Origin of the sequence: Bradyrhizobium sp. IC4060, assembly GCF_020193715.1 — a bacterium.
In the GTDB taxonomy this organism is placed as follows: Bacteria; Pseudomonadota; Alphaproteobacteria; order Rhizobiales; family Xanthobacteraceae; genus Bradyrhizobium; species Bradyrhizobium yuanmingense.
Window position 1 is genome coordinate 661,705 of the sequence record NZ_JADYVJ010000002.1, and the last position, 22,281, is coordinate 683,985.

Here is a 22,281-nt window from a genome sequence, read left to right on the forward strand (position 1 = left end):
GCGGGTGATGTCACCTCCAGCGAACGCTTTGAAGGGGAGAGGTTTTCTTCTGCTGAAGACCAGCACCCGGCCCGGCAGGTCCGAGACGTCATGTTCGCCAGGATCCGCGCGATGTCGCGGGCAAACTGTTGACGAGCTCGTGCAATGGATGGTGCAGGACGCCTCACCCGATCGGTTTTGAGATCGCTGAGGCCTCAAGCTGACCTGAAGGCGGCCGCTATCGGAGCGGTCGTGCTTCTGCGCGAGTGGGTGCAGGACAGGCACGAAGCGGCGCGCGCTGCCGCCAGGGACAAGGCCAAAGCCAAAGCCCAGGCCAAGGCCGCCGTCGAGCGCGAGCCGCCGCCGCGCCTGGTCGCGCTGGTCGAGCGCTATCTGCCGCGCCGGGTCGGCCTCAGCATGACCGTGCTGCTGTTGATCGGCAGCTGCGGCTTCGGCATCGTCAAGGGCGGCCACCTCCAGGATTTCGTCACCGCGGTCAGCGATGCCCGCAATGCGCTGGCCAATTCCGCCGGCTTCCGCATCACCTCCGTCGTGATCAACGGCCGCAAGCAGCTGACCCAGGACGAGATCCTCGCGATCGGCGGCGTCAGCGGTCGCTCCTCGCTGCTGTTCCTCGATGCCGAGGCGGTGCGCGACAAGCTCAAGGCCAATCCCTGGATCGCGGATGCGACCGTGCTGAAGCTCTATCCGGGCCAGCTCATGATCGAGCTCACCGAGCGCAAGGCGTTCGCGCTGTGGCAGGAGGCCGGCCGGCTCTCCGTCATCGCCGACGACGGCGCCGTGCTCGAGCCCTATGTCTCGCGCCGCTTCCTGTCGCTGCCGCTCGTGGTCGGCAAGGGCGCCGAGACCCAGGCCCGCGATTTCCTGGCGCTGCTGGCGCGCTACCCGCAGGTCCATTCGGTGACCAAGGCCGCGATCTACGTCGGCGAGCGGCGCTGGAACCTGCGGCTCAAGGACGGTCTCGACATTCGCCTGCCCGAGCAGGACGTCGGCAACGCGCTTGCGATGCTGTCGAAGCTCGACAAGGAGGACAGGCTGTTCTCGCGCGATATCGTCGCCGTCGACATGCGCCTGCCGGACCGGCTGGTGGTGCAGCTCTCCGAGGACGCCGCCAAGGCGCGCGAGGAGCTGTTCAAGGACAAGAAGAAAAAGAAGGCCGGGGATTCCGCATGACCGGTCTCGATCGCACCCAGACGCCGAAGACGCGCCCGATGCCGCACAAGCGCGGCGGCATCGTCGCCTGCCTCGACATCGGCACCAGCAAGATCGCCTGCATGATCGCGCGGCTGAAGCCGTCGCCGCCGAGCGATGCGCTGCGCGGCCGCACACATGCGGTGGAATTGATCGGCTACAGCCAGATCCAGGCGCGCGGCATGAAGGCCGGCGCGGTGATCGATCTCGGCGAATGCGAGCAGGCGGTGCGCCAGGCCGTCGGGCTCGCGGAGAAGATGGCCAAGGTGCGGGTCGAGTCCGTGCTGTTGTCGGTCTCCGGCGGCCGGCTCGCCGGCCAGCTGGTCGAGGCTGCCGCCGACATTCGTGGCGGCGCCGTGACGCCGGCCGACGTCAGTCGCGTCACCTCCACCGGCATGCGCCACGCCACCGGCGAAGGCCGGACCGTGCTGCACGCCCTGCCGGTCGGCTACACGCTCGATGGTGTCAAAGGAATCCGCGATCCCCGCGGCATGGTCGCGCACCAGTTCGGCGTCGACATGAACGTCGTCACCTGCGACGCCACCGTGGCGCGGAACCTGATGCTGGCCGTGGAGCGCTGCCACATCAATGTCGAAGCCATGGCAGCCAGCCCCTATGTGGCCGGACTGTCGGTGCTGACCGACGACGAGGCCGATCTCGGCGCCGCTGTCGTCGAGATGGGCGCCGGCACCACCACGATTGCCGTTTATTCGGGCGGCCGCTTCGTGCATGCGGCGGGTTTTGCGGTCGGCGGGCAACACATCACGATGGATCTTGCGCGCGGACTCTCGGCGACCATTGCCGATGCCGAGCGAATCAAGACCTTATACGGTACCGTCATCACCGGCGGATCGGACTCGCGTGAGCTGATGTCTGTGCCGACAGCCGGTGACGAGCAGGATCTGCCGCAGATCGTCTCCCGCGCCACCATCGCGAACATCGTCAAGCACCGTGCCGAGGAAGTCTTCGAAATGGTTCGGGACAAGCTGAAGGATTCGCCCTTCGCCGCAGAGCCGAACGGCCGCGTCGTGCTCTCGGGCGGGGCCTCGCAGTTGACCGGCCTCGTCGATCTCGGCACCCGGATTCTCGGCCGGCCCGTGCGGGTCGGTCGTCCGCTCGGTTTCGGCCGGCTTCCCAACGAGGCGAAGAACGCCGCGTTCGCGGTGCCGGCCGGACTTCTGGTCTACCCGCAATATGTTCACCTCGAACATGTCGAACCGCGGCATACGCGGCAGCAGATCAAGACAGGGACCGGCGGATATTTCGGAAAGGTCGGACGATGGCTACGCGAGGGCTTCTGATGACCGCTTTCCGCAATCTTCGATTTTCACCAACTCCCGCGGCCACCGGCCGGGGCGAACCCACGCGCGCGTGATCGAGAGGCAACCATGACCATCAGCATCAATGTTCCTGATATTCACGAACTGAAGCCCCGGATCACCGTGTTCGGCGTCGGCGGCGCCGGCGGCAACGCCGTCAACAACATGATCACGGCGGGCCTGCAGGGCGTCGACTTCGTGGTCGCCAACACCGATGCGCAGGCGCTGACCATGTCGAAGGCGCAGCGCATCGTGCAGATGGGCACGGCCGTCACGCAAGGCCTCGGCGCCGGCTCACAGCCGAACGTCGGCGCCGCGGCCGCGGAAGAGGTGATCGACGAGTTGCGCGACCATCTCTCGGGCGCCAACATGGTGTTCGTCACCGCCGGCATGGGCGGCGGCACCGGCACGGGTGCAGCTCCCGTCATCGCCAAGACCGCGCGCGACATGGGCATCCTCACCGTCGGCGTGGTGACCAAGCCGTTCCACTTCGAGGGCCAGCGCCGCATGCGCACGGCCGAAGCCGGCATCTCCGAGCTGCACAAGGTCGTGGATACTCTCCTGATCATCCCGAACCAGAACCTGTTCCGGGTCGCCAACGAGAAGACCACCTTCGCCGACGCCTTCGCGATGGCCGACCAGGTGCTCTATTCGGGCGTCGCCTGCATCACCGACCTGATGGTCAAGGAAGGCCTGATCAACCTCGACTTCGCCGACGTCCGCGCCGTCATGCGCGAGATGGGCAAGGCGATGATGGGCACCGGCGAAGCCTCCGGCGACAAGCGCGCGCTGACCGCCGCGGAAGCCGCGATCGCCAACCCGCTGATCGACGACTCGTCGATGAAGGGCGCCAAGGGCCTCCTCATCTCCATCACCGGCGGCAAGGACCTCACTTTGTTCGAGGTCGACGAAGCCGCGACCCGCATCCGCGAGGAAGTCGACCAGGACGCCAACATCATCGTCGGCGCCACCTTCGACGAAGCGCTCGACGGTCTGATCCGCGTCTCGGTGGTCGCCACCGGCATCGAGCAGGCCGCGATCGCCCGCAACAGCCAGGCCACCTCTGCGCCCGTCGCCAACCCGGCACCGCAGATGCAGCAGGCTGCCGCCCCGGCCGCCGCCGCCGAGAGCCGTCTCGCCGACCTGACCGCCCGGCTGCGTGCCGACAATCAGCGTCTGGCCGAGCGCGCTCAGAAGCTGGAAGCCCAGACCCCGGCCGCCGCGCCGGCTCCGGCTGCCGCCGCGCCCCGTCCGAACGTCGAGCGTGCTGCGCTCGCCGCGATCGCCGCTGCCGTTTCCGAGGTGCCGCAGCCGCCCGCGCCACAGACTTATGGCGACGTCACCGTGCGCCCGATCGCGCAGAAGCCGACCCTGTTCCCGGAGGCCGACATGGCCCCGGTCGCGGTGCAGGAGCCGATGACGCCTGATACCTTCATCCCGCCGCAGGCCGAGCGTCCGGCCCGCGCGCCGCGCATGCCGCGAATCGAGGAGCTGCCGATGCCGGCGCAAGCCGAGATTCGGCAGGCCCGCGGCGAGGCTGAGGAGGAGACCCCGCAGAAGACCCGCCTGTCGCTGCTGCAGCGCCTCGCCAATGTCGGCCTCGGCCGTCGCGACGAGGAAAGCGAGCCACCGGTCGCGGCCCGCACCGCCGGTCCCGCCATGCCGCCGCTGCCCGAACGCCGGCCGCAGAAGACCGTGGCGCAGCAGATCGCGTCCAACGAGCCGGTATCGGAGTATGCCCGCCGTCCCGCGCCGCAGGGTCTGGACGTCCATGGCCGCCCCGCGCCTGTTGCGCCGGCGCCACAGGGTGACGACCATCTTGATATCCCGGCCTTCCTGCGGCGGCAGGCGACCTGAGGATTGTTACAATAAGGCAGACGAAAAAAGGTCCCGGCGAGGAGCTCGCCGGGACCTTTCCTTTTGTCCCGGGCATGTCCGGATTGAGCAGCCAAACAACTGATTTTAAATGATTAATTACGGCTTCGGTGGTTCAGTAGAACTGCCGATAGCGGTCCCGAAACCCGGCGCAATTTGGTTAAGCCTTGGCGCGAATACGGCAGGTTTGGGGTAACAATCGGTAAAAAAGCGTGAGTTGGCGCTGTTTGAGGCTGCAACTATGGTTTGCCGTGACTTGGGGATACGGAGATTCGGTAGCGTCGGCTCTGGCCGGCCAAGCAGGTCTCGTATAAGTCGCAGTGGGTCTTAGTGGGGCGGGTTCCTGATGAAATTTAGCCGGCAAACAACGCTTCGTGCGCAAGCCTCTGTGGCAGGCGTGGGCGTTCATTCCGGTCTTCCCGTCACTCTCACGCTTGGGCCTGCGCCTGTCGACGCGGGTTTTATTTTTGTCCGGACCGGACTTGAGGGAAGTGACCGCGAAGTTCAGGCCACCGCCGAGCAAGTGATTGCGACTGACTTTGCCACGGTCCTCGGCGACCGCAACGGTCCGCTGGTGTCCACTGCCGAGCATGTGCTTGCTGCACTGCGGGGAATGGGTGTCGACAACGCCACCATCGAGATCGACGGTCCCGAAGTCCCGATCATGGACGGCAGCGCCGCCGCCTTCATCGCGGCAATCGACCAGGCCGGCATCGTCACCCAGCCGGCGCAGCGCCGTTTCATCCAGGTTCTGAAGCCGATCTCGGTCAAGATCGGCGACTCCTTCGGCGAGGTCAGGCCCCACACCAACGGGTTCCGCGTCGAGGTCGAGATCGATTTCACCAATCCCGTCATCGGCCAGCAGGCTTACGCCTTCGACCTCAATCCGGAAGGTTTCCGCCGTGAAGTCGGCCGGGCCCGGACCTTCGGCCTGATGTGCGACGTCGCGCGGCTCTGGAGCGCCGGCTATGCCCTCGGCGCCTCCTTCGACAACACGGTCGTGTTCGACGACGAGCGGCTGCTCAACACCGAGGGCCTGCGCTACGCCGATGAATGCGCCCGTCACAAGGTGCTGGACGTGATCGGCGACCTTTCGCTGGCCGGCCTGCCGCTGCTTGGCGCCTACCGCTCGGTGCGTGGCGGTCATAAGCTCAACCACGCCGTCTTGACGGCGCTGCTCGCCGACCGGACCGCCTGGCGGGTGGTCGAGGGCGAGGCTGCCCGCCGCACCACGCGTGCCGTGGGCGAGGTCGGTCGTGGCATCGTCGGCGGCCGGGTCGCTGCGGCCTTCGGACCGGATGTGTCCTGACGCGGCCTGTCGCCTTCGGAACGTGGTTGGCGGCCCCGGGAAACTCCTGGTAACCATGATCGGCTAGCATTGCGGCAGGTTCGCCTTAATCCGGGCGAAATGCCTCCCTATCCGGTTCGTTAACGATCGTTTTTCGGATACATCGGCGTGGTCGCGTGGCAGGCACCACGGTTACATTTCGCGCCCATGAGGGGTTCGTGGGCTGGCGGACACCGCATCACAGGGCGTCAGGGCTTAAACTCATGTCGGCACAGCGTATGACGCGCGGATTTTTTTCGGTCTCGTCGCGAGCCCGCGGGCTGATTCAGGCCGTCACCTTCATCGTTCTTGCGCTGCCGCTCGCCGGATGCGGCACGGGCGCGCTCTGGGACAAGTTCACCGCCAAGGATGACACCTTCGTCGAGGAGCCCGCCGACAAGATCTACAATGAGGGCCTGTACCTCATGAACGAGAAGAAGGACATGAAGGCGGCGAACAAGAAGTTCGAAGAGGTCGACCGCCAGCATCCTTATTCCGACTGGGCCCGCAAGTCGCTGCTGATGTCGGCCTATGCGTCCTATCAGGGCGGCGATTATGACGGTTGCATCGGTGCCGCCACCCGCTACGTCACGCTGCATCCCGGCAGCCCGGATGCGGCCTATGCGCAATACCTGATCGCCGCCTCCCATTACGACCAGATCCCGGACATCAGCCGCGACCAGACCCGCACCGAAAAGGCGATCGCCGCACTGGAAGAGGTGGTGCGCAAATATCCGAACTCGGAATATGCGACCTCGGCCAAGGCCAAGATCGAGGGCGCGCGCGACCAGCTCGCCGGCAAGGAAATGAATGTCGGCCGCTACTACGCCCAGAAGCGCGACTACACGGCCGCCATCAATCGTTACAAGACCGTCGTGACGCAGTACCAGACCACTCGCCATGTCGAGGAGGCGCTGTTCCGGCTCACCGAGGCCTATATGGCGATCGGCATCGTTGGCGAAGCGCAGACCGCGGCGGCGGTGCTTGGGCACAATTTTCCTGACAGCCGCTGGTACAAGGACGCCTATAATCTTGTAAAATCCGGCGGTCTCGAGCCGAGCGAGAATCAGGGGTCCTGGATCAGCCGGACCTTCAAGAAGATGGGACTCGGCTAGGAAATTTGGTTCCATGCTGGCGCGTCTGTCGATCCGTGACATCGTCCTGATCGAACGGCTCGATATCGAATTCGCCTCCGGCCTCGCGGTTTTGACCGGCGAGACCGGTGCGGGCAAATCCATCCTGCTCGATGCCTTTGCGCTGGCGCTCGGCGGCCGCGGCGACGCCGGCCTCGTGCGTCACGGCGCGGAGCAGGGGCAGGTCACGGCCGTGTTCGATGTCCCGAAGAATCACCCTGCGACGAAGATACTGGCCGAGAATGGCCTCGACGACACCGGCGAGATGATTCTCCGGCGCGTGCAGCTCGCCGACGGCCGCACCCGCGCCTTCATCAACGACCAATCGATCAGCGTGCAGACGCTGAAGGCGGTCGGCACCGCCCTGGTCGAGATCCACGGCCAGCACGACGAGCGCGCGCTGGTCGATGCCGCCACCCACCGCCGCCTGCTCGACGCTTTTGCCGGCCTCGAGAAGGACGTCGCGGCCGTCGAAGCGCTCTGGGATGCGCGCCGCACCGCCAACACCGCGCTGGAGGAGCATCGCGCCGCCATGGAGCGCGCGGCGCGCGAGGCCGATTATCTGCGCCACGCCTCCGACGAGCTGAAGCAGCTCGCGCCCAAGGACGGCGAGGAAACCGCATTGGCTTCCCGCCGCACCACCATGATGCAGGGCGAGAAGATCGCCTCCGACCTGCGCGAGGCGCAGGAGGCGGTCGGCGGCAATCATTCGCCGGTTGCCGCGCTCTCGGCGGCGGTGCGCCGGCTGGAGCGCCGCGGCGTCAACTCGCCGGCGCTGGTCGAGCCCGCGGTAAAGGCAATCGACGCGGCGATCAACGCGCTGGAGGAGGCCGATCAGCATCTCCAGGCGGCGCTGGCCGCAACTGATTTCGATCCGGCCGAGCTCGAGCGCATCGAGGAACGGCTTTTTGCTTTGCGTGCGGCGTCTCGCAAATATTCGACCCCGGTTGACGGCCTCGCCGCGCTGGCCGCCAAATACGCCGCCGACGTCGTCCTGATCGATGCCGGCGCCTCGCGCTTGAAGAAGCTGGAGCAGGCCGCGATCGAGGCGGACAGCCGCTATGCGGCGGCCGCCAAGAAGCTGTCGCTGGCGCGGCAGAAGTCGGCCGAGAAGCTCAACAAGGCGGTCAATGCCGAGCTTGCCCCGCTCAAGCTCGAACGCGCGAGGTTCATGACCCAGGTCGAGACCGACGAGGCTGCGCCCGGGCCGCAAGGTTTCGATCGCGTCGAGTTCTGGGTGCAGACCAATCCGGGCACCAGACCGGGGCCCTTGATGAAGGTCGCTTCCGGCGGCGAGCTGTCGCGCTTCCTGCTCGCGCTCAAGGTCGTGCTGTCCGACCGCGGCTCGGCGCCGACGCTCGTCTTCGACGAGATCGACACCGGCGTCGGCGGCGCGGTCGCGGACGCCATCGGCGGGCGCCTGGCGCGGCTTGCCGGCAAGGTCCAGGTCATGGCCGTGACCCACGCCCCGCAGGTCGCCGCCCGCGCCGACCAGCACCTGCTCATCTCCAAGGACGCCCTCGACAAGGGCAAGCGCGTCGCCACCCGCGTCAATGCGCTCGCCGCCGACCACCGCCGCGAGGAGATCGCCCGCATGCTCGCCGGCGCCGAGATCACGGCCGAGGCGAGGGCTGCGGCGGAACGGCTGCTCAAGGCGGCGACGGCTTAGGCTTGTGTCCCGGACGCGCGTAGCGCGAGCCGGGACCCAGAATGCCTGCCGCGACATGGGCCCCGGCTCTGCAGCGCACCGCTGAAGGAGCGCTGCGCTGCGCCCGGGGCACGAGATTTCCACAAGCCTTTACCCTCCCGCCCGCTCCGTCGTATCCAAGCGCCATGGCCAGAGCAGCAAAATCCAAAGCAACACCGCTACGCGACGTCGCCGAGCTCACCAAGGCGCAGGCCAAGGTCGAGCATAAGCGGCTCGCCCTCGAGATCGAGGGGCACAACGATCGCTACTATCAGGAGGACGCGCCCACCGTCACCGACGCCGAATACGACGCGCTGCGCCAGCGCCTCAACGCGATCGAGGCGCGTTTTCCCGAGTTCGTCACCGCGGACTCGCCCTCGCAGAAGGTCGGCGCCGCGCCGTCAGGGCGCTTCAAGAAAGTCCCGCATGCCGTGCCCATGCTGTCGCTCGACAACGCCTTTGCGGAGGAGGACGTGCGCGACTTCGTCGGCCGCATCGTGCGCTTCCTGAAGCTCGACGACGACAAGATCGGCTTCTCCGCCGAGCCGAAGATCGACGGCCTCTCGATGTCGCTGCGCTATGAGGGCGGCGAGCTCGTCACCGCCGCGACGCGCGGCGACGGTGCGGTTGGCGAGGACGTCACCGCCAACATCCGTACGCTCGAAGACGTGCCGCAGAAGCTGAAGGGCCGCAACATCCCCGACATCTGCGAGGTGCGCGGCGAAGTCTACATGACCAAGAAGGCGTTCCTGGCGCTTAACGAACGGCAGAAGGCGGCAGGCGACACCATCTTCGCCAATCCGCGCAATTCGGCCGCGGGCTCGCTCCGCCAGAAGGACCCGACCATCACCGCCTCCCGTCCCCTCGGCTTCTTCGCCTATGCCTGGGGGCAGATGAGCGCGATGCCGGAAGACACGCAGAGCGGCATGATCGGCTGGTTCGAGCGCTGCGGCTTCAAGACCAATCCGCTCACCAAGCTCTGTCACTCGGTCGAGGAACTGCTCGCCTTTCATCATGCGATCGAGGAGCAGCGCGCGCGGCTCGACTACGACATCGACGGCGTCGTCTACAAGATCGACCGCATCGACTGGCAGGAGCGGCTCGGCTTCGTGTCGCGCACGCCGCGCTGGGGCATCGCGCACAAATTCCCGGCCGAGCGCGCCATGACGGTGCTGCGGGACATCGAGATCCAGGTCGGCCGCACCGGCTCGTTCACGCCGGTCGGCAAGCTCGAGCCGGTCGGCGTTGGCGGCGTCATCGTGCAGAACGTCACGCTGCACAACGAGGACTACATCAGGGGCATCGGCAACAAGGGCGAGGTTCTGCGCGAGGGGCGCGACATCAGGATCGGTGACACCGTGGTGATTCAGCGCGCCGGCGACGTCATCCCGCAGGTGGTCGACGTCGTCTTCGACAAGCGGCCGAAGAGCGCCAGGGAATTCCACTTCCCGAAGAAGTGCCCGTGTCCGCTGCACACCGACGTCGTGCGCGAGGAGACGGCGACGGGCGAGGAGGGCTCGCGCGCCCGCTGCACCGGCGAGTTCGCCTGTCCCTACCAGAAGATCGAGCATCTGAAGCTGTTCGTGTCGCGGCGGGCCTTCGACATCGACGGCCTCGGCGAGAAGCAGCTCCAGTACTTCTTCGACGAGGGCTGGGTGAAGGAGCCCGCCGACATCTTCACGCTGGAGAAGCGCAACGCAAAACTCAAGCTCGAGGAGATCGAAGGCTACGGCGCGACCTCCGTGCGCAACCTGTTCGGCGCCATCGAGAGCCGGCGCAGAATCGCGCTGGAGCGCTTCATCTTCGCGCTCGGCATGCGCCATGTCGGCGAGACCACGGCGCTGGCGCTGGCGCGCGGCTACGGCTCGTGGGACGCCTTCCATGATGCCTGCCTCAAGGTTGCCAAGGGCGACGAGGAGGCGATCGCGGACATGGACGCGCTCGACCAGATCGGCGACACCGTGATCAAGAGCATCGCCGATTATTTCGGCGAGAGTCACAATCGCGGCATTGTCGAACGCCTGACCAAGGAGGTCGAGATCGTCGACGCCGAGAAGCCGAAGAGCAATTCGGCCGTCGCCGGCAAGACCGTGGTGTTCACGGGCTCGCTGGAGAAGATGACACGGGATGAAGCCAAGGCGACGGCCGAGCGGCTCGGGGCCAAGGTGTCGGGCTCGGTTTCGAAAAAGACCGATCTCGTCGTCGCGGGCCCCGGCGCCGGCTCGAAGCTCGCGGACGCCAACAAGCACGGCGTCAAGGTGCTGACCGAAGACGAGTGGTTGAAGCTGATCGCCGAGTGAGGGGCGCGTTGGCCCCTCGCAACCGTCGTCATCGCACAGGCGCTCCCCCAACAGCTTCCCGTGATGGTACGCGGGGGCGCAAGAGTTCCTTCACCATTCGCGTTGACCCGATGTTTACCGCTTCACGTGAGGCCGCATTTACCAATGCGCGACGTCGCCCCGTGAAAACACCTGCATTCGCTTGAGTGTGCCGCCTGCGCAACGCCGATTAACGCCCCGGCAACCTAAATTAGATACTCACAATAAAGATCGAATTGCACGGATGTACTGAGTTCGATCGAACCAGCGTAAGCGTAGCGTGAGCGTATCGATGTCTGTGTTGCGTAACCATCCGAAGGGCGCGCGGTTCGCGTCCTTCGGCATCGGTCTCTGCATCTTCGCATTGATGCCGAGAGAGACCGGCTATCAGGACATTGCCTCGTTGCTGGCGCGCCAACCCGGCGTCGCCGAGCGGTGGCAGAAGCAGGTGTTCTCCGCTGCGTCCTCGATCCAGCTTGCCACCTACAGTTTTTCCCGCCCCATCGGCACCTCGGTTCCGCAGAGCGCGATGGTTCGGCTCGCGAGCCTCGACGGCGGCGACGTCACCGGCGCGATCCGCCGCAATCCGGCGCTTCAGGCACCGCCGCGCTACCACGCATCCGACTTTCCCAAGGTCGATCGCGCCCTGAAGGGCGATCGCCTCGCAATCGTCCCGCCGACTCAGTCGCCTGAGACGGCCGCGCCGGCTGCAGCACCGGCCAAGGAAGATCCCGCGACCTCGAACAGCTCGGTGTTCGGCGCCAAGACCGCCGCATTGCCGCCGGCGATGTCGCCGGAATCCGCGGCCCCGCTCGATCCCGAGCTGCAGGAGGCGATGCGCGCGCCGCCGCTGCCGCAATATTCCAATCCGCCGCAGGCGAGCGAGGCTGCGCGCGCGTTCGCGGTGCAGCCGCTGGAAGCGCTGAAGCGCGCCACGGCGCCGGCTGTTCCCGCGCGCGATCCTTTCAGCGTCAAGACATCGAGCCTGTTCTTCGGCAGCTCCTCGCTGGGCGGCAATCTCGAGACCATCGAGAGCTGGCAGCCCGGCGCCGAGCCGCTGATCGTGATGCCCGACCCCGACATGAAGGTGACGGCCTCGCTGACCCCGCCGACGGCGGAGATCGCCAAGGACATCGAGAGCGGCGAGAGCGTCGCGCCGAAGGGCGAGGTCAACGCCGACAACCAGCGCGGCAAGTCGCCGGCGGAGCGACTCGCGCTCGACGACAAGTCGCGCGCCAAGTCCGAGAAGTGTCTTGCCGAAGCCGTCTATTTCGAGGCCCGCGGCGAAGCCGTGCGCGGCCAGATTGCGGTGGCGCAAGTGGTGATGAACCGCGTCTTCTCCGGCAAATATCCCGACACCGTGTGCGGCGCGGTCTACCAGAACAAGCACCGTCACCTGGCCTGCCAGTTCACCTTCGCCTGCGACAACAATGCCGACGTGATCCGCGAACCCGAAATGTGGGAGCGCGCCAAGAAGATCTCCAAGGCGATGCTCGACGGACAGATCTGGCTGCCCGAGGTCGGCAAGTCCACGCATTACCATGCCTATTGGGTCCGCCCGTCCTGGGTCGCCGAGATGAAGAAGCTGTACAAGACCGGCGTGCACACCTTCTATCGGCCGCGCAATTGGGGCGACGGCAGCGAGTTGCCGAGCTGGGGCACGCCGGCGCAAACCGCCGCGCTCTCCGCCGCGCTCGCGCAGGAAGCCAAGAGCTCCGCGGAGTTGGGCGAGCGGCGGTAGTTTTCTTACCTCGCCCCGCTTGCGTAACTGCGCTCCCTCGCCCCGCTTGCGGGGAGAGGGTTGGGGTGAGGGGGACTCTCCGCGAAGACGGTGAGAGTTGGACTCGTGGAGACTCTCCCTCACCCGGAATCCGCGCTACGCGCGCATTCCGGCCTCTCCCCGCAAGCGGGGAGAGGCGAAGACATCACGCCTCGATATCCAGCGCACAATCGAAATTCGGCGCAGAATGCGTCAGGGCGCCGGCCGACGCATAGTCGACGCCGGTGGCCGCGATGGCGGCGATCGTGTCCAGCGTGACGCCGCCGGACGCCTCCAGCGCGAGGCGGCCCGCGTTGAGCCTCACCGCCTCGCGCAGCGTCGCAAGGTCCATATTATCGAGCAGCACCGCATCGGCCATCCCGCTCTCGAGCACCTCGCGCAGCTGCGCCAGCGTGTCGACCTCGATCTCGATCTTGACGAGATGGCCGGCATGGGCGCGGGCGCGCTCCAGCACCGGGCGGATGCCGCCGGCCACCGCAATGTGGTTGTCCTTGATCAGGATCGCATCGTCGAGCCCGAAGCGGTGGTTGAAGCCGCCGCCGCAGCGCACCGCGTATTTCTCCAGCGCCCGCAATCCCGGCGTGGTCTTGCGCGTGCAGCAGATGCGCATCCTGGTGCCTTCGGTGCGGGCGACATAGTCCGCGGTGAGCGTGGCGATGCCCGACAGCCGGCCGACGAAGTTCAGCGCGGTGCGCTCCGCCGTGAGAATGGCGCGCGCCGGGCCCGAGATCGTCAGCACGTGCTGGCCGCGCGCAACCCGCGCGGCATCGCGGACATGTGCGCGCACCTCGATCTCGGGCGAAAGCTTCTGCAAGGTCGCGAGCGCCAGCGGCAATCCGGCGATCACGCCGGACTGGCGCGCGACCAGGATGGCTTGCGCGCGCGTCGCCTCCGGGATCGTCGCCAGCGAGGTGATGTCGCCGGCGCGGCCGAGATCCTCGTCGAGCGCGCGCTCAACGGCGGTCTCGATGGCCAGCGGCGAAAGGAAGGCATCGGGATAGAGCAGTGAGGTCGGGGTGATCATGGGGCCTCCTTCAAGCGATCATGGATTGCACAAGGCGTGGCCGCGGGCGCTCGTCGAGGCTCTCCGCGACCTCGCGCGCCGCGGCGAGCGTGGTCATCGTTCTCTGCGCGAGCGCTGGGTTCTCGGCCGAGTGATCGGAACGGTAATGCGCACCGCGGCTTTCGTGCCGCGTCCAGGCCGCAACGGCGACGAGCAGAGCGGAGATCGCCATGTTGCCGAGGACGCCGTGTCCGGCCTCGCGCTCGAGTCTGGCGAAATGGCGCACGGCTTGCGCAAGCCCATCACCGTCGCGGATCACGCCGACATGCGCGCTCATCATTGCGCGCAGCCGCTTCACCTCCGCAGCATCCGGCGTGCCGGCGCGTGGTGTCACCAAAGAGTCGGGAAGGCGTGCCGGCGGGGACACGGTGCGGCCGGCGATGTCATCGGCAATGCGGGCGGCATAGACGACGGCTTCGAGCAGCGAATTCGAGGCAAGCCGGTTGGCGCCATGCGCGCCCGTGGAGGAGACTTCGCCGGCGGCCCAGAGGCCGTCGATCGAGCTGCGACCGCGCGCGTCCACCGCGATGCCGCCCATGTGGTAATGCGCGGCCGTCGCGATCGGAATCGGCTGCGCCGCGGGATCGATGTCGGCGGCGATGCAGCTCGCATGCACGGTCGGAAAACTCGTCGCGAAACGCGCGCCCAGCGCCTGTCGCGCATCGAGGAAGGCGCCGCGCCCGGCCGCGATCTCGGCGAACACGCCGCGGGCCACGATATCGCGGGGCGCGAGCTCCGCGAGCGGGTGGCGGGCGCTCATGAAGCGCTCGCCGTTGCCATTGATCAGCGTTGCCCCTTCGCCGCGCAGCGCTTCGGTGGCGAGCGGTGCCGGGTCGCGGCCGACCATGATGGCAGTCGGGTGGAACTGCACGAATTCAGGATCGGCAATCACGGCGCCGGCGCGGGCGGCGATCGCAAGGCCCGAGCCGCTCGCTTCCGACGGGTTGGTGGTGACGGCGTAGAGATGGCCGAGCCCACCGGTCGCAAGCACGACCGCGCGTGAGGCGAGCACGAGCGGCCGTGCCGCGGGATTGCCGGCATCGCGCAATTGAAGCCCGGTGACCGCGCCGTCCTCGGTCAGCAGTGCTTCGGCGACGAAGCCTTCCATCAGGCGGATCGAGGGCGTGCGGCGCGCGGCCTCGCTCAAGGCCGCGATGATCGCGGCGCCGGCGCCATCGCCGCGCACATGCACGATGCGACTCGCGGAATGCGCAGCTTCGCGTCCGACCGCAAGCCTGCCGTCGAGATCGCGGTCGAACGGCACGCCGTAGGCGAGAAGATCGTGGATGCGCGGCGCAGCCTCCCGCGCAATGCCGAGCGCAACGGCTTCGTCGACGAGGCCGCCGCCGACCGCGACGGTGTCGGCACCGTGTGCCTCCGGCGTATCGCCTTCGGCGACGGCCGCCGCGATGCCGCCTTGCGCCCATGCCGAGGAAGCACCGTGCCCGAGCGGGGCCGCCGAGATCAATGTCACCGGCCGCGGCGCGAGCTTCAGCGCGCAGAACAGTCCGGCAAGGCCGCCGCCGACGATGACGACGTCGTCGGCGCGGGCGCGGTCGTAGATGTCGTGTTGCATGTTGCTTGCCCTCAATTTCTCAGATTGATCATGCGCTCGACCGAGCGCCGCGCGCGTTCCGCGAGCGCGGGATCGATCGTCACCTCCTCGCGAAGCGTCAGCAGGCTCTCCAGGATGTTGGCGAGTGTGATCCGCTTCATGTGTGGGCAGAGATTGCAGGGGCGGAGCATCTCCACGTCGGGCAGCTCGGCCCGGACATTATCGGCCATCGAGCATTCCGTGATCATGACGAGCCGCCGCGGCCGCTTCGCGCGTAACCAGTTGATCATGTGCGCGGTCGAGCCGGTGAAGTCGGCTTCCGCCAGCACGTCCGGCGGGCATTCCGGATGCGCGATGATCTGCACGGAGGGATCGGCTTCGCGAAAGCTCCGCAGCTCCTCGCCCGTGAAGCGCTCATGCACCTCGCAGGCGCCTTTCCAGGCGATGATCTTCACGTCGGTCTTCGACGCCACGTAAGTGGCGAGGTATCGGTCGGGCAGGAAGATCACGGTCGGGGCGTTCAGGCTCTCGACCACCTGCACCGCGTTCGAGGACGTGCAGCAGATGTCGACCTCGGCCTTCACCTCCGCCGAGGTGTTGACATAGGCGACAACAGGCACGCCGGGGAACTTCTCCCGCAGCAGCCGCACGTCCGCACCGGTGATGCTGGCGGCGAGCGAGCAGCCCGCGCGCGAATCCGGGATCAAGACGGTCTTGTCCGGATTGAGCAGCTTCGAGGTCTCCGCCATGAAGTGCACGCCGCATTGGACGATGATGCCGGCCTTCACCTTGGTGGCTTCGACCGCGAGCTGGAGCGAGTCGCCGCCGATATCGGCGACGCAGTGAAAGATCTCCGGAGCCTGGTAGTTGTGGGCGAGGATGACTGCGCCCCGCGCGCGCTTGAGCTCGTTGATTGCGTGAATCGTCGGGGCCATCAGCGGCCATTCGATCGGCGGGATCACGTGCTTGACGCGGTCATAGAGCGGCGCGGTGGCGCGTTCGACCGCCGGCGACCATTCCAGGGACGGCATCGGCCATGTCGGTCCCGGAGGCACCGGGACGGGGCGCGGGGAGACGGTGGGTTGGCCTTGCGGCCGGTTGGCAAAGTCGTCGGGACCGTAAATTGCAGTGATCGGCATTGAAGCCTCCCAAGTGTGGCCATTATGCGTGGCATTATGCTCAGTTTGAGAATATAGTGGGCCCGAGAAAACCGGCCGAGCAGGCCGGACAGAAGCCATATATACTCAATATGAGTAAATCAGGCATAGCACGCACGCGCGAGTATCGCTAGGGCCTGCCGCACACATTCCCGTCACCGCGCACCTGTCAGGCGAGGTCGGATTGAAACGCAATGCTCCCGCGTCAGCTCTTCGTGGAATGCAATCGTTTTTGCCTTGGGATTTTCATGCATATGCATTAAACGGGCTGTCCCGCGGCTGCTGATTTGCGGCTCCGCCAAGGACAAGACGAGGACAACCATGTCGACACAGATCGGCGAGCTCGCTCCGGCCTCGCGTTCCTCCAACTGGCGTACCCCGGCCGTCATCATCCTCTGTGGTTGTGCCATCGGCATGCTCGGTTTCGGTCCGCGCTCGGCGCTCGGCTTCTTCGTGCAGCCGATGAGTCACGAATTCAGCTGGGGCCGTGACGTGTTCGGCCTCGCCATCGCCGTGCAGAATCTGTTGTGGGGACTGGGCCAGCCGTTCGCCGGTGCGGTCGCGGATCGCTTCGGCCTGTTCCGGGTGATGTGCGTCGGCGCGCTGCTCTATGCCGGCGGGCTGCTGTTGATGCGCTATTCCTCGACGCCGCTGTCGCTCAACATCGGCGCCGGGGTGATGATCGGCTTTGGCCTCGCCGGCTGTTCGTTCAATCTGGTGCTGTCGGCCTTCACCAAGCTCTTGCCCGCGGAGAAGCGCGGCATCGCGCTCGGCGCCGGCACGGCCGCGGGTTCGTTCGGGCAGTTCCTGTTCGCACCGATCGGCGTTGCCTTGATCGACAATTTCGGCTGGCAGCAGGCGCTCTCCGTGTTCGGCTTCCTGATGCTGCTGATCATCCCGCTCTCGCTGGCGCTCTCGACGCCGCCGGTGACAAGCGTGAACAGCGCAACGCCCGCGGATGACCAGACCATCACCAAGGCGCTTGCCGAAGCTTTCGGTCATCGCTCCTACGTGCTCCTGGTGCTGGGCTTCTTCACCTGCGGCTTTCAGCTCGCCTTCATCACCGTGCATCTGCCGGCGTTCCTGGTCGATCGCGGTATCACCGCACAAACCGGCGGCTGGGTGATCGCGGCGATCGGCCTGTTCAACATCATCGGATCGCTCAGCGTGGGGTATCTCCAGAACTACCTTCCCAAGCGCTACATCCTCTCGGCCATCTACTTCACGCGCGCGCTGGCGATCCTCGCTTTCATCTCGTTCCCGATCACGCCGTTCTCGGCGATCGCGTTCGGTGCAATCTCCGGCCTGACCTGGCTGTCGACGGTGCCGCCGACCTCGGCGCTGGTGGCGCTGATGTTCGGAACGCGCTGGCTCGCGACGCTCTACGGCTTTGCCTTCGTCAGCCATCAGGTAGGTGGCTTCCTCGGCGTCTGGCTCGGGGGCATCGTGTTCGAAAAGTTCGGGTCCTACACGCCGATCTGGTGGCTCTCGATCCTGTTCGGCGTGCTCTCGGCGCTGATCAATCTTCCAATCGTCGAGAAACCGGTCCAGCGGGTGGTTGCGCAGCCGGCCTGATCAGCTAAACATCCCCGACAAACAAAGTCAGGGAGTTCAGTCGTGGCCACATTCAAGGCTGTCAGGATCGACAAGGCGGACAAGGGCACCACCGCGCAGCTCGCGCAGTTCGACGAAACCGAGCTGATGGAGGGCGACGTCACCGTCCGTGTCGAATGGTCGACGCTGAACTACAAGGACGGCCTTGCGCTCACCGGCAAGGCGCCGGTGGTGCGCCGCTTCCCGATGATCGCCGGCATCGATTTCGCCGGCACGGTCGAAGCCTCCTCGCATCCACAGTGGAAGGCGGGCGACAAGGTCGTTTGCACCGGCTGGGGCATGGGCGAGACCCATCTCGGCGCCTATGCCGAGAAGGCGCGGGTGAAGGGCGACTGGCTGGTCGCTCTTCCGCAAGGGCTATCGGCGCGCGATGCCATGGCGATCGGCACCGCCGGCTTCACGGCGATGCTCTCGGTGCTGGCGCTGGAGAAGCACGGCATCTCGCCGAAGAGCGGCCCGGTCGTGGTGACGGGCGCTGCCGGCGGCGTCGGCTCGGTCGCGATCGCCGTGCTCTCGAAGCTCGGCTACCACGTCATCGCTTCGACCGGCCGGGCCTCCGAGGCCGACTACCTGAAGCAGCTGGGGGCTGCCGAGATCATCGATCGCAATGAATTGTCGGCCCCGGCAAAACCCCTCGCCAAGGAGCGCTGGGCCGGCGGCGTCGACAGCGTCGGCTCGACCACCCTCGCCAACCTGCTTTCGATGACGAAATATGGCGGCGCGATCGCGGCCTGCGGCCTGGCCGCCGGCATGGACCTGCCGTCCTCGGTGGCGCCGTTTATTTTGCGCGGAGTGTGCCTTCTCGGCATCGATTCGGTGATGTGCCCAATCGAGCCCCGGAAGGCCGCCTGGCAGCGCTTGGCCTCCGACCTGGACCGAACAAAACTCTCTGAAATTACTGAGGAAATTTCGCTCGACGAGGTTCAGGGCTGGGGCGCGAAAATCCTCGCCGGCCAGGTTCGCGGCCGCGTCGTGGTAAAAATTGTCTGACGGCGTTCAGACTTTACCAACCAAGCTGCTTCAATCTCGCCATGGTTCGTATGGTAAGCAGCGGGTAAAGAGATAAAGGCATCGCCCGCTGCGGGGGTTGGTTCGGAGTTGAGCATGCTTGCGCGTATTGTGTTGGGGGCTGTCACGGCGGCAGCGACGTTTGCGCCGGCCATCGCTGGAAGCATGAACGCCGACGAGGCGCGCCGCTTCGTGGCCGGCAAGGTGTTCGCCTTCACCTGTTTCGACGGCACCCGCGGTGCAGGCCGCATCCTCGACGATCTCGGCGCCGCCGGTGCGGTGCAATTCTCGGGCTCGGGCCCGGTCAAGCACCTCCGACTTCCCGGCAATACGCTCCAGATCCGCGGCCAGAATGTTTGCGCCTCGATCAAGGGCATTCCGTTCGAGCCCTGTTTCAACCTCGAAAAGACCGACGATCGCAGCTTCCGCGGCTCGGTGTCGGGCATGGGCTTCGCCTATTGCGACTTCCGTCACCAGGGCGGCAACCAAATGCTGATGGCGCGCGCTGCAGCGCGGCCGCGCTCGCTGCACCGACCGGAGCACACCGGTACGGTCGCCGCGTCGAACACCGAGGTTGCCGCGCGCGTCGAGACGCCGCGTGTCGAGGGCAGCCGGCTCGAGCCGGTGAAGTCCGAGCCGGCGAAGAACGAGGGACCGCTGGAGCTGCGCCGCTCCACGCAGTGAGCTCGCCTGCGCGAGACAACCCGCGCCATTGATCGTCGAAGGCATCATCGAACATCAAGCCGCCTGCGCCGTAGTCATACGGACGGCGGCTTTCATGCCTTGGTAGCTGTTCGGGCCGCAGTTTGCGCGCGCCGGGGGGCGGTCCCACGCAAGGGTTCAACCATGTCGCTCTATTTCTTCCGCATCAGCACCGGCCGTTATTCCGGCGCCGCCGACCTGCCGTACGAGTTCGAGGATCGCGCAGCCGCCTGGACCGAGATGACCGAGGTGTGCGCCAATCTGCTCAGCGGCATCGCGCGCGGCCTGAAGCCGAACGCCGAGTGGTGCATGGAGCTGCTCGATGAGGACAAGCAGCCGGTCTTTCGAATCAGCCTCGTCGGCGAGGCCATCGGATGTAAAGCGTCCTAGCTCCGACTTGAAGCTGCAATTTACAACTATGACGGGATCGTTTCCTTTCGCGCTCGATCATTTGGCGTGCAAAGTCAGTATTTCTGCGAGGGATTTCGTTAACCAAATCGGAATGTGAGAAGCTCATTTTTTGGGCAATGGCGCAGTCAGGGGAAGCCGACAATGACTCGGCTGCGCGTTCCTTCGGGGGAAGCATGCCCATGTTGAGCCTAGTTCAGAATCTGAGGATCGGGACCAAGCTGGCGATTGCGTCGGCGCTCGGTGTGCTCCTGGTTGGGGCCATGATTGCAAGCCAGATGCTCGGCAATGCGGGAATTCGCGAGAGCAGCCAGAGCGCGCTTGCGCAGCAGCAGATCGCGCGCGACGCAGTCAAGGCCGAGGCTGCGGTTCGCGGCATGCAGCTTGCGGTACGAGACCTTCGTCTTGCCAATAGCCCGGCTGACATTCAGAAGGCCGTCCAGAATCTGGGCGACCGGCAAAAATCGACGAATGCGCTGGTCGATGAAATGCTGAAGCTTTCTCACGAGGCGGAGAACCGCGCTCGGATGGAGAAACTGAGATCGCTGGCTGCGAATTACGAAAAGGCCGCGCAGCAGATCGCCGGCGTGCGCGGCGAAGCCCTGGCCGCCAGCGGTGCAGACGGAGCGGCCCGCGCTGCGAAGCTCAATGAAGACGTCGTTCGCATCGCACGCGAGGTGACCCTGCCGATTGCCGGCGAGCTCGACGTGCTGATCGGCCAGATCGCCGACTACGCAAGGCACAAATCCGAGGAGAAGAATTCCGCGGCCGCGGCCCAAATGAGATCGAGCGAGCAGCTTGCGATCCTGGTCGGCGCACTCGCCATGCTCGTCCTCGTCGGCTCCTGGCTGATGTCGTTCCTGACCATCGCGCGGCCGATCCGTGCGCTCACGGTCGCCATGGACAAGCTCGCCGGCGGCGATTTCTCCGTGGTTCTGCCCGGTCTCGGCCGCAAGGACGAGGTCGGCGGCGTCGCGGCGGCCGTTGAAAAGTTCAAGGTCGTGTCGGAGCAGAAGGCGCGCGAGGACGCCGAAGCCAAGATCAGGCAGGACCAGATTGCGTCCGCGCAGCGCAAGGCCGAGATGCACAAGCTGGCTGACAGCTTCGAAGCCGCGATCGGTGAGATCGTCGATACCGTGTCCTCGGCCGCGACCGAGCTGGAAGCTTCCGCCTCGACGCTGACCGCGACCGCGGCGCGCGGCCAGGAGCTCACGACCATGGTTGCTGCCGCTTCCGAGGAAGCGTCCACCAACGTGCAGTCGGTCGCGTCGGCGACCGAAGAGCTGTCGTCGTCGATCACCGAGATCAGCCGGCAGGTGCAGGAATCCGCCCGCGTCGCCGGCGATGCGGTGAACCAGGCTCGCACCACGACCGATCGCGTCGGGGAGCTCTCCGCTGCTGCGGCGCGGATCGGCGACGTGGTCGAGCTGATCAACACCATCGCCGGCCAGACCAATCTCCTGGCGCTCAATGCAACCATCGAGGCCGCGCGCGCCGGCGAGGCAGGCCGCGGCTTTGCCGTCGTCGCTTCGGAGGTCAAGGCGCTTGCCGAGCAGACGGCGAAGGCGACCGGCGAGATCGGCCAGCAGATCGCCAGCATCCAGACCGCCACCGAGCATTCGGTCGGCGCGATCAAGGACATCAGCCACACCATCGAGAAGCTGTCGGAGATCTCCTCGACCATCGCAGCCGCGGTGGAAGAGCAGGGGGCCGCAACGCAGGAGATCTCACGCAACGTGCAGCAGGCGGCGACGGGCACCCATCAGGTGTCGTCCAACATCACCGACGTGCAGCGCGGCGCGAGTGAGACCGGTTCGGCATCCTCGCAGGTGTTGGGCGCCGCGCAATCGCTGTCCGGCGACAGCAACCGGCTGAAGCTCGAAGTCGGAAAGTTCCTCGATACCGTCCGCGCGGCCTGACACGTGCCTTTGCGTCCGCATCGTAACGGGAGATGCCGGTGCGGCTGCAACAGAGAGTTGCAGCGAACCACGATCGCTGCGCACGAGCCGTATTTTTACGTAGCCTCCTGTTAACGCCTGTTTGCGATTATGCGCGCAATCCTTCGGGAAAAGAACCAGCCAGCATTGTTGAACTGACCTTCGCCCGGGTCGTCCGTCGTGACGTCTGCGGCGCAGATGATGTGC

The 22,281-nt window shown here is 66.2% G+C and carries 16 protein-coding genes; 13 read left to right on the forward strand and 3 right to left on the reverse strand.

The annotated features are described in order from the left end of the window. The first annotated feature begins 144 nt into the window (after window positions 1-144). The 8 genes from I6F16_RS09955 to I6F16_RS09990 all read left to right on the forward strand — a co-directional run bounded on the left by I6F16_RS09955 (window position 145) and on the right by I6F16_RS09990 (window position 12,591). Window positions 145-1,173, forward strand: coding sequence for a cell division protein FtsQ/DivIB (locus I6F16_RS09955; protein ID WP_057026921.1), 1,029 nt, complete (start codon window positions 145-147; stop codon window positions 1,171-1,173). Then, window positions 1,170-2,492: a cell division protein FtsA gene (gene ftsA / locus I6F16_RS09960; RefSeq protein WP_036003557.1), complete on the forward strand. Its 1,323-nt coding sequence runs from the start codon at window positions 1,170-1,172 to the stop codon at window positions 2,490-2,492. Before I6F16_RS09955 ends, ftsA begins: the two co-directional genes overlap by 4 nt. A gap of 87 nt (window positions 2,493-2,579) precedes the next feature. After that, a complete protein-coding gene (gene ftsZ, locus I6F16_RS09965; RefSeq protein WP_074447532.1) occupies window positions 2,580-4,367 on the forward strand; it encodes a cell division protein FtsZ in 1,788 nt (595 codons plus the stop codon). A gap of 364 nt (window positions 4,368-4,731) precedes the next feature. Further along, entirely contained in the window at window positions 4,732-5,694 is a 963-nt protein-coding gene (lpxC, locus tag I6F16_RS09970) for a UDP-3-O-acyl-N-acetylglucosamine deacetylase (protein ID WP_109144668.1), read from the forward strand. A 242-nt stretch (window positions 5,695-5,936) separates the two neighbouring features. Then, entirely contained in the window at window positions 5,937-6,827 is an 891-nt protein-coding gene (locus tag I6F16_RS09975; protein WP_036003576.1) for an outer membrane protein assembly factor BamD, read from the forward strand. A gap of 13 nt (window positions 6,828-6,840) precedes the next feature. Further along, the gene (gene recN, locus I6F16_RS09980; RefSeq protein WP_036003579.1) at window positions 6,841-8,514 is read left to right on the forward strand and encodes a DNA repair protein RecN; all 1,674 of its coding nucleotides are present in this window, start codon (window positions 6,841-6,843) and stop codon (window positions 8,512-8,514) included. A 164-nt stretch (window positions 8,515-8,678) separates the two neighbouring features. After that, on the forward strand, window positions 8,679-10,832 hold the full coding sequence (ligA, locus tag I6F16_RS09985; protein WP_109144666.1) for an NAD-dependent DNA ligase LigA: 2,154 nt from the start codon (window positions 8,679-8,681) through the stop codon (window positions 10,830-10,832). Between the two features lie 310 nt (window positions 10,833-11,142). Further along, window positions 11,143-12,591, forward strand: a complete 1,449-nt coding sequence (locus I6F16_RS09990) for a cell wall hydrolase (RefSeq protein WP_036028330.1) — start codon at window positions 11,143-11,145, stop codon at window positions 12,589-12,591. 184 nt (window positions 12,592-12,775) lie between these two features. Here the strand turns inward: I6F16_RS09990 and nadC are convergent, their stop codons facing one another. Genes nadC through nadA form a run of 3 tightly spaced genes read right to left on the reverse strand, consistent with a single transcriptional unit; the run spans window position 12,776 to window position 16,387 of the window. Continuing rightward, entirely contained in the window at window positions 12,776-13,654 is an 879-nt protein-coding gene (gene nadC, locus I6F16_RS09995; protein ID WP_225112587.1) for a carboxylating nicotinate-nucleotide diphosphorylase, read from the reverse strand. A 10-nt stretch (window positions 13,655-13,664) separates the two neighbouring features. After that, window positions 13,665-15,269: an L-aspartate oxidase gene (locus I6F16_RS10000; RefSeq protein WP_225112588.1), complete on the reverse strand. Its 1,605-nt coding sequence runs from the start codon at window positions 15,267-15,269 to the stop codon at window positions 13,665-13,667. 11 nt (window positions 15,270-15,280) lie between these two features. Then, on the reverse strand, window positions 15,281-16,387 hold the full coding sequence (nadA, locus tag I6F16_RS10005) for a quinolinate synthase NadA (RefSeq protein WP_225112589.1): 1,107 nt from the start codon (window positions 16,385-16,387) through the stop codon (window positions 15,281-15,283). Window positions 16,388-16,726: 339 nt separating this feature from the next. Between nadA and I6F16_RS10010 the strand changes: the two genes are divergently transcribed. The 5 genes from I6F16_RS10010 (at window position 16,727) to I6F16_RS10030 (ending at window position 22,056) form a co-directional block, all read left to right on the forward strand. Beyond that, window positions 16,727-17,980 (forward strand): MFS transporter, encoded by a 1,254-nt coding sequence (locus tag I6F16_RS10010; RefSeq protein WP_057026913.1) that lies wholly within the window; start codon window positions 16,727-16,729, stop codon window positions 17,978-17,980. Window positions 17,981-18,022: 42 nt separating this feature from the next. After that, the gene (locus I6F16_RS10015; protein ID WP_128263697.1) at window positions 18,023-19,009 is read left to right on the forward strand and encodes an MDR family oxidoreductase; all 987 of its coding nucleotides are present in this window, start codon (window positions 18,023-18,025) and stop codon (window positions 19,007-19,009) included. A gap of 114 nt (window positions 19,010-19,123) precedes the next feature. After that, window positions 19,124-19,711, forward strand: coding sequence for a hypothetical protein (locus tag I6F16_RS10020; protein ID WP_128263696.1), 588 nt, complete (start codon window positions 19,124-19,126; stop codon window positions 19,709-19,711). 162 nt (window positions 19,712-19,873) lie between these two features. Then, window positions 19,874-20,119: a hypothetical protein gene (locus I6F16_RS10025; protein WP_036003604.1), complete on the forward strand. Its 246-nt coding sequence runs from the start codon at window positions 19,874-19,876 to the stop codon at window positions 20,117-20,119. A 200-nt stretch (window positions 20,120-20,319) separates the two neighbouring features. Next, window positions 20,320-22,056 (forward strand): methyl-accepting chemotaxis protein, encoded by a 1,737-nt coding sequence (locus tag I6F16_RS10030; RefSeq protein WP_057027010.1) that lies wholly within the window; start codon window positions 20,320-20,322, stop codon window positions 22,054-22,056. The last annotated feature ends 225 nt before the right edge of the window (window positions 22,057-22,281 follow it).